This window comes from Candidatus Zymogenaceae bacterium (assembly GCA_016931225.1).
Taxonomy (GTDB): Bacteria; Desulfobacterota; Zymogenia; order Zymogenales; family Zymogenaceae; genus JAFGFE01.
Window position 1 is genome coordinate 113311 of the sequence record JAFGFE010000020.1, and the last position, 15582, is coordinate 128892.

At 54.2% G+C, this 15582-nt stretch carries 12 protein-coding genes; 2 read left to right on the forward strand and 10 right to left on the reverse strand.

The window, feature by feature from the left end; all coding sequences use genetic code 11:
- The first annotated feature begins 182 nt into the window (after positions 1 to 182).
- Both JW885_09370 and JW885_09375 read left to right on the forward strand, forming a co-directional pair.
- The gene (locus JW885_09370; protein MBN1882370.1) at positions 183 to 632 is read left to right on the forward strand and encodes a helix-turn-helix domain-containing protein; all 450 of its coding nucleotides are present in this window, start codon (positions 183 to 185) and stop codon (positions 630 to 632) included.
- Positions 633 to 1139: 507 nt separating this feature from the next.
- The gene (locus tag JW885_09375; protein ID MBN1882371.1) at positions 1140 to 1475 is read left to right on the forward strand and encodes a hypothetical protein; all 336 of its coding nucleotides are present in this window, start codon (positions 1140 to 1142) and stop codon (positions 1473 to 1475) included.
- 114 nt (positions 1476 to 1589) lie between these two features.
- On the opposite strand, the gene JW885_09380 is transcribed toward JW885_09375, so the two are convergent.
- From JW885_09380 to JW885_09425, 10 genes are all read right to left on the reverse strand, one after another.
- Positions 1590 to 2609 carry a WG repeat-containing protein gene (locus tag JW885_09380; GenBank protein ID MBN1882372.1) on the reverse strand — a complete coding sequence of 340 codons (1020 nt, stop codon included), beginning with the start codon at positions 2607 to 2609 and terminating at the stop codon, positions 1590 to 1592.
- A 191-nt stretch (positions 2610 to 2800) separates the two neighbouring features.
- Positions 2801 to 4843: a response regulator gene (locus JW885_09385; GenBank protein ID MBN1882373.1), complete on the reverse strand. Its 2043-nt coding sequence runs from the start codon at positions 4841 to 4843 to the stop codon at positions 2801 to 2803.
- A gap of 350 nt (positions 4844 to 5193) precedes the next feature.
- The gene (tsaA, locus tag JW885_09390; GenBank protein ID MBN1882374.1) at positions 5194 to 5661 is read right to left on the reverse strand and encodes a tRNA (N6-threonylcarbamoyladenosine(37)-N6)-methyltransferase TrmO; all 468 of its coding nucleotides are present in this window, start codon (positions 5659 to 5661) and stop codon (positions 5194 to 5196) included.
- A gap of 68 nt (positions 5662 to 5729) precedes the next feature.
- Positions 5730 to 8456 carry a cation-transporting P-type ATPase gene (locus JW885_09395; protein ID MBN1882375.1) on the reverse strand — a complete coding sequence of 909 codons (2727 nt, stop codon included), beginning with the start codon at positions 8454 to 8456 and terminating at the stop codon, positions 5730 to 5732.
- A 137-nt stretch (positions 8457 to 8593) separates the two neighbouring features.
- The gene (gene gap / locus JW885_09400) at positions 8594 to 9628 is read right to left on the reverse strand and encodes a type I glyceraldehyde-3-phosphate dehydrogenase (GenBank protein ID MBN1882376.1); all 1035 of its coding nucleotides are present in this window, start codon (positions 9626 to 9628) and stop codon (positions 8594 to 8596) included.
- Between the two features lie 215 nt (positions 9629 to 9843).
- Positions 9844 to 10701, reverse strand: a complete 858-nt coding sequence (locus JW885_09405) for a nitroreductase family protein (protein MBN1882377.1) — start codon at positions 10699 to 10701, stop codon at positions 9844 to 9846.
- Between the two features lie 200 nt (positions 10702 to 10901).
- Complete coding sequence (locus JW885_09410) at positions 10902 to 11594, reverse strand: hypothetical protein (GenBank protein MBN1882378.1); 693 nt, start codon at positions 11592 to 11594, stop codon at positions 10902 to 10904.
- 120 nt (positions 11595 to 11714) lie between these two features.
- Positions 11715 to 12386: a hypothetical protein gene (locus JW885_09415; GenBank protein MBN1882379.1), complete on the reverse strand. Its 672-nt coding sequence runs from the start codon at positions 12384 to 12386 to the stop codon at positions 11715 to 11717.
- 43 nt (positions 12387 to 12429) lie between these two features.
- Positions 12430 to 13962, reverse strand: a complete 1533-nt coding sequence (locus JW885_09420) for an NAD(P)/FAD-dependent oxidoreductase (GenBank protein ID MBN1882380.1) — start codon at positions 13960 to 13962, stop codon at positions 12430 to 12432.
- Positions 13963 to 14043: 81 nt separating this feature from the next.
- Complete coding sequence (locus JW885_09425) at positions 14044 to 15405, reverse strand: MFS transporter (GenBank protein ID MBN1882381.1); 1362 nt, start codon at positions 15403 to 15405, stop codon at positions 14044 to 14046.
- Positions 15406 to 15582: the final 177 nt, after the last annotated feature.

Below are 15582 nucleotides of genomic sequence, written 5' to 3' on the forward strand. Positions count from 1 at the left end.
TTTTATCAACGCTACACTAAAGTTTCCATAATGTCAACACCAATTTCCCACAATGTTGTCCAAATGGGAACACTCGGCTTTTAATAGTTCCCGAAAACGGTAATATTTTCTGCGTTTCTTCCGTTTATTTCACGTTTTTTTAAACAGTTGACAATGGGGCAACTTCCCTGTACGATATCCCTATGAATGACGGGGAATTCATCCGCCTGATGCGCCAGAAAAAGGGCCTCACCCAGGAAGAACTGGGCGAGCTTTTGGGGGTGAAAAAATCTGCCATCAGTCGGTGGGAAAGCGGCGAACGCAGGATTACTTTGGAAAATATTCGAAATATCTCGCAGATACTGAATTTCCCCTTGGGTGTTTTTCTGGAGCAAAATGAAAACTATCGGCCCGTTGATTCACACATACCATCCGACGAGGAGGATGTATATGATGTGATACAAGAGGAGACCGGAGATTTCTCTTCCGACGGCATACGAATCATTTTACCGGATATTGATGATCCCGAGCTGGTCCAGGTGTTTGAGGGTTTCAAGGATCTAAACAAACTTACGAAGGACGACCTGGAAGATATCAAGGATATCCTCAAGCTCGCACAACGAATCATCGAAAAGCGTTCTCATAAAACATGAAATCGCCGAAAAACATGTCCCAGTTGATAATTTTGAGGCAAAAGCCCCATGACAGCGGACGTTCCATGAAACCCTTCAATTTCGAGTCCCCGGGCGTACACGAGGGAACCGTCTCGTTCGAATAGAGAATGCCGTCTAAAAAATGGTGTTTTATCTCGGACCACCGATATTTCATCACCAGCAAAGGCGGCCCACCAAAAAGGCTCGGAGCGTTTTTCGTTTTTCACAAGCATGTTCACCGCCACGATCTTTCCGACGGTCACCGTTCCACGAAATCACACATCTGCTTGAGTTACGGATTTTTCGACGGCTGTCACTGCAATCATTCCAACCAAAGGCCCACACACAGCCTTCGCAGAACGAGTCGATAGGAAGCCCCAGCACTCGGTGGATTCCAAACCGTGAGCGTATTGGATGTGTCGCCGGTTGAGGACGCCTCGTGAGATAGTACGGCCTGGGTGACAAACAGACCCCCGGTATTCATGAGTCAGGAGGAGGACAATCGGCATGAAGAAACCGCTGGAAACGCTCTCTTTCTTTCCCGTGATCGTCGTGGGAGCGATTATATCGGCAATCATCGGGATGGTGGCGGTGGCCATGGCGTTCGTCGTGATCTCGGCCCTCCTTCAGCTCCTGGGAAAATTCATCGGCCTTCTCACGGGATCAGTGCCCTGGCATATTATTACTTTTTTTGAAAACGGGCAATTCGTTTTTAAACTGACCGAGACAGCTTTTTCGGCGATGAATCTTCTTTCCCGGTGGGTGGGGCTTCTGGGCGGCGGCGCGTGCGGAATCTACCTGTTTGTGAGGCGGCACCGGAAAAAGAGCACCATCTCCGCCTGATCCCGTGATATCACGTACATTCCAGACCCTTCCTCGTTCCGGAGGCTCTGTCCCTCCCACAAAAAAACCCGCCGATTCAGCGGGTTTCACTCTTCACAATAAGAGGGATCTCTTTTAATCACCACCGGAAGACTTCAGGGGATTCTGGATGTATCCGTAGCGTCCTTCAAGTTTTATCAGACCCAGGCCGTCGCTGAAGGAATATGCCTCCTCAAACTGCGGCTCGATGATGACATCACCCGAAGTGTTCATGTATCCCCAGAGTTCTCCCACCTGGATGGGTGAGAGTCCCTCGCGAAAAAGGCCCGCGTTATCGAATGGGACATCCTCGGACTTGATAACCACGTTGGCTTTATTGTCGATAAAAACATACCCGCCGTCTTGATAGACCTGGGCCAGTCCCTCGGTAAAACTGTATGCGTCCTCAAACGTCGGCTTGATAACGAAATCGCCGGTTTGATTGATGTATCCCCATCGATCTTCAACGTACACGGCCGCCAACCCATCTGAAAAGCTATCGATAAAGGTAAAATCGCCGTCGATCGCCACGCTTCCGTCGGTGTTGATAAACACCCATTTCTTGGTAATCCCCTCGGCCATTCTCACCGCCGCCATACCTTCCGAAAATCGAAACGCGTCGGTGTATGTCGGAGAGATGGCGACATCGCCCTCGGTATCGATATACCCCCACATCACACCGCCCCCCACCGGCGCCAATCCGTCGGCAAAGGTCCATGCGGTGGCGTACATCGGTTCGATAACCATTTCACCGGCTGCGTTGATATATCCCCATTGACGATCAACCCTCACAGGCGCCAGACCCTCGCCAAACAGACCCTCAGCGTCGAATTTCGGCTCGATTACTACGGTTCCCGTGGTGTCAATATAACCCCATAATTCCCCCGCCTCCGTGCTGAATATCGGGGCGAGACCCTCGGAAAATGGGCCGGCATCCTCGAACTGAGGCTCGATGGCGTATATAACCGCTACGACCTTATCCAGGGACGTCCCGTCAACCGAGCCTCCGGACTCATCCCCACCACCGGCGGCGGGTTGCTCGTTCCGGGCGCACCCGATAATAGACAGGACCAGGAAAAGCGCCAGGAAAACGGACAGTATATGCGTCCACTTCATATAATTACTCTCCTTGAATCAATGTCATAGGAAACGGCACACACTTTCACCGCGCTATTATCACTCGAAATTAAAAAAACGAAAAGCTTTTTTTCATGCCATGTGCGTATTTTAATACTATTACGTGGAGTATTCCTTTTTATCTCCGGGAACGTTAATATAAAAAAACCGATTCACTGAACATGATCGATTCATTTATCGGCTCTTTCTCTGGATGCCAGTATCCTGATCTTCCTCAAAAGCGTTGTCACGTCGAAGGGTTTTTTGATAAAATCCGCCGCTCCCATTTTGATCAACTCTCGGTGCCACAATTCGTCCGTATGCCCACTCATTGTAAGAATACTGGCATCGGGATTATCTTTCAGAATATCCTGCAAAACGGCCTCCCCTCCGATATCGGGCATGATGATATCCAACATCACCACATCAATACGATCCCGTTTTTCTCGATATATTTCGAGACCCTCCCCGGCCGATCTGGCAATCAACATGGTATATCCGTAATCCCCCAAGATACCCTTGAGCATCCATGAAAACTCCGGTTCGTTATCGATGACAAGGATCGTTTCGGTACCGCCGATCTCTTTCTCCTCCTCCACGGAAGAATCTTCTTCATCCCGGTGGATGGCGTGAAGGTAGATTGAGATAGTTGTTCCCATACCGGGCTTACTTGAAACATGTATAAAACCGTTATGTTCCATGACGATATCATATACGGTGCTCATCTCCAACCTGGTGCCGTCCCTGCCCGGGAATGCGGTATCAGATCTCTCAAAGAGCTTCTTAATCGATTCAGAGTCCATCCCCTCTCCCTCGTCGGTGATAATAATGGAGCAGTATTCTCCGGGGGGGATTGTCATGTGTGAACCGTCAATTTCCGTTTCCACTATTCTCTGAGCGGTTTTGATGGTAATGGTTCCTCCATCGGGCATGGCGTCCCGGGCATTGAAAAGCAGATGCAGGATCATCCGGCGAAGTTGCCGGGCGTCACCCTCGACGCTCTTCATGTCCTGTTGGAGATCCAGGGTCACGGTATGGCTTTTTTCAACGGCGCCGTTGATGCTTTCATGCACCGCCCTGATAATCCAATTGATATCAACCGGCCTGTTCGTTATCCCCTCAGGGGTTGAAAATGAGATAAGCTGAGCGGTCAGCTCCGATGCCCTAATGGCTGCGTCCTCGATGGATTGCATCTCCTCACAAGTATAATGATCTCCTCTAACCCGAGACTTTAGATGGGACGCGTAACCGATTATGGTGGCGATGATGTTGTTGAAATCATTTGCGATGCCGCTGGTCAGCCTATTGACGGCTTCTATTTGGGATGACGCAATTAGCCATCGTTCCAGCCTCTTTTGTTCGGTGACATCCTCCCCCGAACCCAAAACCCCAGAAATAAAACCCCGATCGTTTTTTATGGGAGAATACGTCCATCTGATGATGCACTGCTGTCCGGAAGGTGTGGTGAAAATTGATTCCAGTGATTGAACGCCCTCAATTTCCCCGGACATAATCCGATCAAACCAGTTCAGGGCCAATTCTCTCTCCTCGGCCGGAAACAACAGATCGACGATTTTTTTCCCCAGCAGCTCCTCTTCGGAGTATCCCAAAACGTCGCATCCCTTCTTGTTGACGAGTACGATTTCCGCACGTTCATTGACTTGTACGATGATTACATGGGTAATATCGAGAAACATTCGGGCGCGCTCGCTCTGAAACCGCATTTTATCCTCGGCGAGTTTTCGCTCCGCAATTTCAATTCTCAGCTCCTCGTTAACCTGTTGCAGTCTCATCGTCTGCTCTTCCATCTGGAGCTTTAAATCATCCTGTATTTCCACAAGCCGCCGCTGGGATTTTTTTCTTTCGATGGCGCTTTGGATCGACCGGGAAAGGAGCGCCCCATCCACGTGACCCTTGGTAAGATAGTCCTCGGCACCCTCCTTGATCGCCTCCAGAGCCACGCGGTTGTCATCCACCGCCGTGTAAATGACCACCGGGACCTCATCATTGGATGCCAGAACCTTGTAGAGTGTGTCCAGCCCCTCGCTGTCCGGCAGGTTCAGATCCAGGAGCACCACGTCAACACCGCCGCGATCCAATCGCGACAGACCGGACGACAGCTTCCTGGAGCTGTTCACCGAATATGTATTGAAACCGGAATTTATAAGAAGGTCCGTGAGATATCGAACATGCCAAGAGTCATCTTCGATAATGAGGACATGAGTGGAATCCATACGACAAAGTTCTTAATGCATTACGCCGACAGGTAACAGGTATAATACCCCCCTCCAGTAGAGTGAAGGTTGAGACGACACACCTCCCATTCCATAGTTGCGCCTCGCCGCCGGAAACAGATGAATTTCGTATACACAGTATGAGATATTCTATCCGGTATTTTAATTCATATATCATAGTTTGTATACATCTCAAAGAAAATAAAAAAATCTTTATAGACTATTTATTTACGGTTGTATCGGTATTAAAACTGTTTCAGGAGAAACTCGATGGGAGTGTTGATATCGCCCGAAGCTGCAAAGAAAAAAATGGGGGGAAGCAATGCTTTCGACACTATAATGGAGTCAACTCACCGGTCTTCGAAAAGTTTCCCCTCCAACCAGCCGATTCGGACGTCCTTCCGATAATCAAATGCCGGGACCACCGGCTTGATATCGAGGAGCGGGGTACCGTCCAGGATGTCAAGCTCACTCACCCGCAGGATATTCTCCGATGGACCGGATATTTCCATAAGCCGCACCACGGAGAGCCCGATCGGATTGGGGCGGTTGAAATATCGAATGGCGAAAATACCTCGAGGCGTATCGTCCAGAAAGGGCTTCTTCAAAAGCTCGGCCTTTCCGGCGAGATGAAAATGGTACAGGAGATAGAGGTGTGAAAATCCCCCGATGTCGGTCAATCCCTTCGAAAACTCCGGAAACACCTCAACATTGCCCTCAATATCCGGGGCGAAGACTCCCTGAGGCGGCCCCCCTCCCGGGGCGGTCAGGGGAGAATGGATAACGCCGATGGGCCGGTAGGAAATGGATGAGGTCATGTCGATACGCCCTTTTGTGTGCAAAAAGAAACGGGGCGAATCGTTCACTCCACCCCGAAGTACATGTACTATTTCCTGATGCCGGAAAATATCTTGATGAGCTGCCCCACCAGCATGGGAATGAGGCTTGCGCCGATGATAACCAGCCACCCAATCGTGCCCGGCGGTGTCGTTTGGAGCACAAGCGACAACACCGGCAGGTATACCGCAATGAACATCAGTCCCGCCGACAGCACCAGGGCGCCCCAGACATACGGATTCATCGTGATATCGTTTTTGGAGAAAATCGTCCCGTGGGAACTCATGTTGAATATATACCAGAGCTGGGAAATGCCCAAGGTTAGAAACGACACCGTGACCGCCTGTGATTCGCTCATATCAAGCCGGGTCAGGGCCAGGGCGAAGGCACCGAGCACCGAGATCGTCATAATAAAGCCGTAACCGAATACGGACCGCCAATGTCTTCCTGCAATTATCTGTTCCTTCGAATCCCGGGGGGGATACTTCATCACAGACGGATCCCCCTCCCCCACCCCCAGCGCCAGGGCGGGAAAGACATCGGTCACCAGGTTGATAAAGAGAATCTGCAGCGGCAAGAGCGGCAACGGCGCCTTGACCAGCGATGCGAAGAAGATCACCATGATCTCGCTGATATTACAGGTCAGGATATACACGACGAACTTTCTGATGTTGTTGAAAATCACCCTGCCCTGTTCCACGGCGGATACGATGGTCGAGAAGGCGTCGTCCTTGAGCACCATGTCCGCTGCCTCCCGGGCGACCTGCGTGCCCCGCTGTCCCATAGCGATACCGATGTCCGCCTCTTTCAGGGCCGGGGCGTCGTTGACGCCGTCCCCGGTCATCGCAACGATCCGGTCGTTCTTCTGATGAAGATCGATAAGGTCCAGCTTCTGTTTGGGCGTCACCCGAGCAAAGATGGACACGTCCAAAAGCCGCCGGCGCTCCGCGTCGCTCATCTCGGAGACATGCTTCAGGTCGCCGCCGTGGATGACCTCGGCGTCGTCATCGTCCACCAGTCCCACTTCCAGGCCGATGTTCCGGGCCGTCACCGGCTGGTCCCCGGTGACCATCACCACCTTGATGCCGGCATCGCGGCAGCGGGAGATGGCATGCGCCACGTCGTCCCGGGGAGGATCTAACAACCCCACCAGCCCCACGAACATCAGGTCACTGTACGGCTCCTCTCTTTCGTCGGGGATTTCCTTGAGCGCCAGGGCCAGGACCCGAAATCCGTCTTCCGCCATTTTCCGGCAGCGCTCCTCCCATTCGTCCCGGGAGTCCTCCCCAAACGGGACGATTCCGTTTTCCAAGATGATCCGGCTGCTGACCGAGAGCACCGGCTCCGGCGCCCCCTTGACGGACACCAAGCACCCGCCGTTTCGCCGGTGGTAGACGGCCATCATTTTCACGTCGGAATCAAACGCCTCCTCCCGGACCTCCGGTCCCAGCTTCAGGAGATCCTCTCTGTGAATATTCCCCTTTGCCGCGGCCACCAGGAGCGCCGCCTCCAGGGGATCTCCCACCGACGTCATCTCCTCGTCCGATTCCTTGTCATCAAAAACCAATGATGCATTGTTGCACAGCACCCCGGTTTCCAGGGCCTGGCGCAGCACTGCGTCGCTCGATGGGGAAATCGTTTCACCGTTTCGCATAAATCTCCCGTCCTGAATCACCTCTCCGCCGGTCACCGTGATATCTCCCGTGGGCAGGGAATAGTGGGTCACCGTCATCAGGTTTTCGGTCAGGGTGCCGGTTTTGTCGGTACAGATGACACCCGTGGCCCCCAGGGTTTCCACAGCGGAGAGCCGGTTGATTATGGCGTTTCTTTTTGCCATGCGAAACATCCCCCGGGCCAGGGCGATGGTGGCCACGATGGGAAGGCCCTCGGGGATGGCGGCCACGGCCAGGGCAATGCCGGTCTCCACCATGAGAAACAGCTCCTTGCCGGTCACAATACCGCTGATGATGACTGTCGCCGCAACGCCCAGGGTCACCCAGATGAGCTTATGGCCCAATCTATCCAAGCGATCCTCCAGGGGTGTGATCTCATCCTCGGCCTCCTCCACCAGGGATGATATCCTCCCCAGCTCGGTATCCATGCCGGTAAACACCACAATGCCCCGGGCCGATCCCCGGGTGATCGACGTCCCCTTGAAGAGCATGCTCGAACGCTCCGCCAGCGGCATATCACCGCCGCCGTCCGGATCAGAAATCTGTCCGACACCCTTGTCCACCGGCACGGATTCCCCGGTCAGGGCGGCCTCTTGAACCATGAGCTTGGAGGCCTTTGTGAGCCTGATATCGGCGTTCACCACATCTCCGCCTTCCATCACCACGATATCCCCGGGGACCAGGTGTTCCGCCGGCACCTCGTATATCCCACCGCCGCGGAGCACCCGGGCGCTGACACTCCCCATCTCCTTGAGGGCCTCCATGGAGCGAACCGCCTGGAGCTCCGTAAAAAAACCGATGGCGGCGTTGATGAGAATCACCACCAGTATGGCCACCGCCTCAATTGTGTCCCCCAACACCACGGACAAAACCAGGGCGCCCAAAAGGAGCAGGACGATGAGGCTTTTAAACTGGGCGAAGAATATCGAGAGGACGCCCCGCTTTTTCATCTCCGTCAGCCGATTGTGCCCAAATCGCTCCAGCCGTCGCTCGACTTCATCTTCGGTCAGTCCTTTTTCAATATCCACATCCAGCAGGCGCGCAATCTCTTCACAGGTGCGCATCCACGGTTTGACGACGTTCGGTCTCTCTCTTGTTTCCATAGACTTTTCGGATTTCTCGTCTTTCCGGTAAAAGATAAAACATAAAAAAAACGGGGAGTCGGTCATATCGTCCACAGACGACTCCCACCCCCCCGCTCTATTCACAGGTGTGTTGATGCATGGTGCATCACTATCGCTTATCTGTCCGTGATGAAACCGGCCAAATCAAGGAGCCTCCCGGCATATCCGTACTCGTTGTCATACCAGATCAGCACCTTCACCACATTATCCATCAGGACCATAGTGGAGGAAGCGTCTATGGTACAGGAGTGTGGATCGCTGAGGATGTCTGCGGAAACCAGCTCGTCCTCCGTGAAGGCCAGGATACCCCGCATCGCGCCCTCTGACGCTTTCTTGAACGCCTCGTTCACTTCTTCGACGGTCACTTTTTTCTTGAGATGCGCGACCACATCGGTAATGGCGCCGTCCGGCACCGGCACCCGGACCGCAATGGCGTCCATCTTTCCCTTCAACTCCGGTAAAACCTTTGCTGTGGCCTTCGCGGCGCCGGTGGTGGAGGGTATTAAAGACAGCGCCGCCGCCCTTCCACGACGCTTCTTTCCCGGTCCCTTGGCGATGTCCAGAATCCCCTGGCTGGTGGTGTAGGCGTGGATGGTGGTGGCAAAAAGATATTCGATACCGAAAGCATCGTTGAGGACCTTTGCCGGAGGCGCCAGAGAGTTGGTGGTGCAGGAGGCGTTCGAGATGACATGGTGCTTGCCGCCGTCATACTCGTCTTCGTTGACACCCATCACCACCGTCAAATCCGCATTGGGCGAGGGGGCGGAAATGATAACCTTTTTCGCTCCCGCCTCAAGGTGTGCCGCGGCGGCGTTTCGGTCGGAAAAACGACCCGTACATTCAAGAACAATATCAACACCCATCTCACCCCAGGGGAGCGCGGCGGGATTCTGTTCGCTGAATTTCTGTATCTTTTTGGAATTCAACTGCAGGTAGTCGTCTCCGTATGATACATCAAAATCGGCCCGTCCGTGCACCGAGTCATACTTGGTCAGATACGCCAGTTCCTCGGTGGTGGTCAGATCGTTCGCAGCGATTACGTTCACTCGGCCCGCTGGATTTTCCGGGATGCTGCTGCCGGTCCTGCTCATGCTGTGGCGCAGCACCAGCCTGCCGATACGCCCCAGCCCATTGATGGCTACATTCATCATTTCCTTTCCCTCCTTGTTAGTACAATGCTGTCACTGGGCGAAACAGCGGGTAACAGGTATAAAAGATGTTTTATGCGTCATTGACGGATGCTATCGTCTTAAAATACCACGAATACATTTTCTTATGTAAAAGAAATCCGATTGCGTCGGCCCTTGATGTTATTCACTCCGTAGCGATAATTCACATATTAAAACCGTTGTACGATAGAAGCACCCTATCTCCAGGTAACGTCCGCCTCGTTTCGAGCGGGGAGTTTTCTGTACTTCCGGGCCGGGTAACCCACCATCACACATCCGAACAGCTCATGTCCCTCGGGCAGGGCGAGTATCTCACCGATTTCCGGCACGTGGGGTGCGGCCCCGGGGAAATACCCGTTGATGCAGGTTCCCAATCCCAACGCCGCCGCCATCAGTACGATGTGAAAGAGTGCATTGTGGCAGTTGTGGGCTCCCGTATTTTCGCTCTTCTCAGCGGAAGTCAGGATGACCACCGGGGCGCCGCGAAAAATACGGTCCTTCCCCTCCGTGTAAAATTTATGGGCCATCTTGAACCCGTGCTGAAAACCGAGGAGTTTCTCGTCAAACGCCCCCGGATTTTCCTCCATCATTGCGGCCAGCCCTCCAAAGAACTCCGCCACCAGCCCGGAAAGGCTCCGTATCGTCCCGGCGTCGGTAATGACCGTCAGGGAGACATTCTGATAATTGTGACCCGTGGGGGCGAAGCGGGCGGCGTCCACCAGCTTCTCCAGCACCTCCCGGGGCGGAACTTTTTTCGAGTAGGTCCGACAGCTCCTACGGCCCCGGAGAAATTGATAAACCGAATCTGCAGAGATCGCCTTGTCTTCATCGATGGGGATGAATCCATCGACATCCAACCCATTGTGTTGCACCGAATCGGTGGGACACACCGCTATGCAGTGACCGCATGAAATGCAGTGTTCCTCGTATTGCGTCGTCACCCCCATATCAGTAACCGAAAAGATATGAGACGGGCAGACATCCTGACACGCGCCGCACCGGGTACAGGTGGCGGGATCGACTCCAATGGTGACGGTTCCCCTCGTTTCTCCCATAGTATGCCTCGAAAAAACGAAATAATTATGTCGACATAAATTTTTATGTTATCAGAACATATCCCGAAATACAACACCGTTCTGCATCCCGGCGGACGATTTTCATCGAAAACGACCTATATGACATGATTCGGGAGAAACGCTCTCGCCGGTTGACGCCTTTTGAAGTCTTCTTTGTCGAAGAACACGATGAATACAGCTTAGGTGTTCGGGAAATAGGCGGTGGAGAGGCCGATAAGCAGCTGACCGCCGGCGTAGAGAATCGGGCCGATTACTTTCAGGTGTATGACGAACCTCGGCGGCGGCGGCTTCCTGAACGTCTCCAGGGCGAACTGAATGTCTCCCAGAAAAATCATGGCGGCGCCCGCTGTCAAAAGGATCGCCTGAGCGTGAGAAAACGCATCGCTGAAACAGGTGGAAATTGCCCGACTCAACAGGAAAAAGAGCACAAATCCATACACCATCCCGGCGATGCGCGTCCCCGTAAGTCCCCTCCAGCAATAGGCGATAACCACCACGTAGAGCACAACGGATATCCCGATGACGATGAAATCCTGGGGAATGAAAAAACCGCCGTAGACGGTGAATGCCACCGGATAGATGGCATAGGCGACGACGAACAATAAAAGACCGACCATAACCGTTTTTTCGTCGGTCATGTCCACGTTATTGATATCCCCGACAAGGGCGAACAGGAGGCCCGCCAATATGAGCACGGTGAACCCAATATTCCCGGCGGGAGTCAACAGCCCCAGAGCGGCAATGACCATCACCACCGCGGTATTGAGGGGCTGGACGACCGCCACCACATTCAGGTTGTTTTTCTTTCGCGCCCAGAAGTAGACGGCGATTCCAATTAACGCCAGAGGAACGGGAATAAGATGATAATACATACGACCTGATTCTCCTCGTCACTTCGGACTACGACACACACAGTATTCCACGTCACCATGAAAAGGACGGGGGCCTCACCCGACATCCGTCCGTATCGTTCACACATCACCCGCCCTGACCTATCCCGCGGGGAAGTAGGAACAGGAAAGGGCGATAAGGAGCTGTCCCGTCGGATACATCAGGGGTCCGTAGATGGTCTTGAGGGGCTTGACGAACCGGTGCACGGCATACTCCGAATCGGCGATATACAGGATCGCCGTTCCCACAGAGAGCATGATCGCCTGGGTGAGGCTGAAGGTATCCCCAAAAAAGGTGGAAACGCCCCGGCTGACCATGAATATCATCACGAGCTTATACAGTGTCCCCGGGATCTTCCACTGGTTCTCCAGGTGCTTCCACACATAGGAAAGGAGACACACCAGACTCACCAGCAAAACCGCTCCGACAATAATATCCTGCCAGTGGAATCCGTTATAGATGGTCATTCCAATCGGGTAGACCAGATAGGCAAAAAGAAAGACGATTATGGCGGCAAAGAGGATTTTATCATTGGTCATGTTAATGTTGAAGATATCCCCCGCAAGGGAAAGCCCCAACCCCACCAGCATCCACACGGTAAAACCGGGAACGACGTTTGGCGTCAGAAAGCTCAGCGCCGCTACGGCGATGGTCAGCACGGTGGTTATCGGCTGGAAGAGAGCGACCTTTTTGTAATCCTCCCGATTTCTCGCCCGCCAGGTGATGATCGTACCGATCAGGATGAACGGAACCAGTATTAAATGATAGTACATGTCGAAAACCTCCTTTTGGGGCGTAACCGCCCTCCCGGTTAGGTTACCTTTTCCCCCCTTTTGCGATGGCATCCGCCGTCTTTTTCGCTCCGTACACGACGTTCGAGATACCCCCGCCGCTCTCGCTCTGCTGCCCCACGAACCAGAGACCCTTCACGGGAGTCTTGAAGGACTGCCCCGTTTTCCCCAGCACCGGCTTCAGACCGCCGAAGGCGTGATGATCGAGGTGGGTGATCTTTCTGAAATCCTCCGGCGTCATGATGACCTTTACCTTCACCTTTTTTCTTAAGTCCGGGAAAACCCGCTCCGCCTCTTCCAACAGGCTGTTGTAGAACCGTTCCCGATCCTTCGTCCAATCCCCATTGGTGATGACGTCCGGAGCGATGGTGTAGATGGTCATGGCGTGGTGTCCCGGCGGGGCCATCTCCGGCGAGTGCATGGAAGGGATATAGACCACAAAGCCGTCCTTTCCCTCGTGGTAGTGACCCTCCTGAGCCTCCTTGATGGCGCCCTCGATGTCATAGGTCTGATAGTAATAGACGGTGGCCTCTTGCTGGTACTCCCTCGGGTCGAGTTCAACGCCCAGGTGCACCATAAAGACCGATTCCATCAACTCAAGACCGTCGAGATCCTCCTTGAACTTCTCCGGGAGGTTCTCCTCCCCCACAAGCTTCTTGAAGGTCTCGTGGGCGCCGCCGCTGGCCACCACGACGTCCGCCGGCACATTCCGGCCGTCCTCGGTCAGCACCCCCTTGGCGCGTCCCTCTTCCACCAGAATCTCCTCCACGGCGACCCCCGCATGGATCTTTCCGCCGGCTTCCCGGATGGCGTCCACCATGGCGTCCACGAGCGTGCCGATGCCTCCCTTGATGTAGGTATAGCTGGCCTGACGTCCCACGCGGGATACCTCGAGTGACAGCTCACGGTCCCAGGCCGGCTCCGGGTTGACGGCGAAGACCCCCAGGGCCGGAAACTCGCTGGGGCGAACCACGAAATCCGCGAGGATCGTCATGAATATCGCCTTGAGCTTTTCCGAGGTGAAGTGCCGATCCATCAGATCCTGGGCGCTCATCTTCTGGTATCCCCAGATGGGAAGCAGCTTCAGGAGCATCCGGGCCTTGGCGATCAGGGCCGAAAGCCCCCGCCTTCGCTCAGAGTCGAAGAAGAGGGTCACGATTTCGCAGAACCTGATGTAATCCCGGTAGTAGCGCTCAAGCCCTTTCTTCTCCTCGGGGAAGAGCTTCATCATATGCTCTTTTCTCCAGAAGGCGCCTGAATATTTTTCGGGCTTGACGATATCGTAGTCGGGGAAGATATATCCCCGCTGATCCCGGATGATCTCGATTTTATCCAGAACGCCCAGGTCCGCCAGAACCCGGCCCGCACGCTCGTCCGGCTCCATCGCCTCCACCAGCATCGGCCCGATGTCCCACTTGTATCCCCCTTCCTCAAGGGTATCGGTCACGCCGCCCAAGGTCTTGTACTGTTCGAAGAGCTCTACCTCATATCCGTCTCGGACCAGACTCAATCCGACCACGAGACCGGATATTCCCGATCCGATAACAACCGCTTTCATGTCATCCCCTCCATCTCAGTCTGTGTGTGCATGTTCCGTCATGTTCTGTTCCGTTCGATGTCAGAAAGCAGGATCACCCGATTAATCCGCCTCCATGATCCGTACCTTCTCCATGATCTCATCGTATCTCTTCTTGTCGATCGGGTATCGGACCAGAATGATCCCCGCTATGATGAAGAAGATCGCCCCGGTGGGACCGGCAAGCAACCGGATGCCCAGCTCTGCCGTTTCTGTCTGTACGACGTCCGGGATGAATCCTGTGGCGTCGAGAAGGAGGCCGCTCACCAGGCCCGCAACTGCGGCGCCGATCTTCGAGAGAAACGTCCAGAATCCGAAGTATATCCCTTCCCGCCGCTGGCCGCTCTCCACATAGTCATGCTCAACCGTGTCCGGCACCATCGACCAGGGCATGACGAAATGGGTCGACACCCCGATGCCGGCGACAAACATACATCCATACACGAAGTAGACCCCCAGCCGGTGACCCAGAAAGAACATCACGATAAGCACCGCAGCCACCAGGAGCATCCCGAAGAGATAGGTGTTTCGCTTGTCCAGGACCTTCGCGAGCTTCACCGTCAGCGGCAGAAAGACCATCGCCGTTACCAGGAGGACTATCATGGCCACGGGCATGAGGGCCTCGTTACCGAAAATGTATTTAAAGTAGAAAAAGAGGCTCGACATCACCACAGTCACCCCGGCGGTATTCAGTGACCAGGGGATGGCGACCAGCATGTAGGGACGGTTCTTCACGGCGGTCAGGTAGAGAGAAAAGATATTTTCCCGAGGCTTGGGTCCGTCATCCAGGGGCGGTTCCTTTACCGCGAAAAAGGGTATCACCGCCGAAAGCGCCATGATCCCGCCGAAAATCGCCGCCATTATCATGAATCCCAGGGAACGGTTTTCGAAAGCGAGGACGATGGGAAGGGACGCCCCCGCCCCAACCAGCACCCCTGTAACGCTGAAAATGGATCGATAGGCGTTGATGTTGGTGCGCTCGTCGAAATCCTTGGAGAGGTCCGGGATCATCGCGATGTAGGGGATATTGACCACCGTGTACGCGGTGAAGAGCACCATGTAGGAGAAAAGCGCCCAGATGAAGAGGGGGGTCTCTCCGGTGATGTTTGGATTTCTGAACATCCAGAAGAAGGCGAGTCCCAGCGGCACGGCGCCGAACAGGAACCAGGGCCGCCGTTTTCCCCACCGGGTTCTTGTCCGGTCAGAGAGGTATCCCACGGTGGGATCGGTCACCGCGTCCCAGATCTTTCCCGACATAAGGACGATCCCCGCCAGGTACGGGACGAGTTTCAGGTCATCGGTGAGAAACGCCAACAGCAGCGCCGCCAGGGTGGACCAGAACAGGGTGCTCCCCAGCTCACCGGCGCCGTATCCGATTTTCGTGCCGACGGAGAGTTTTTCAGGAATCGATCGCTGGGTCGCCATGCTCAAACCTCCTTATTCAATCGGTGTGTCATCGCCATCGGGGCCGTCGCCCGCCGGAGAAGCGGTGTTTCGGCAAATTTCGGCGATCCGCCCTCTATTCTCATCCCGGCGAATATCTGATGGGTGTGGACGCTTGCGGTTATATGAATCGGAACAATTTATAAAGGCCGCCGCATA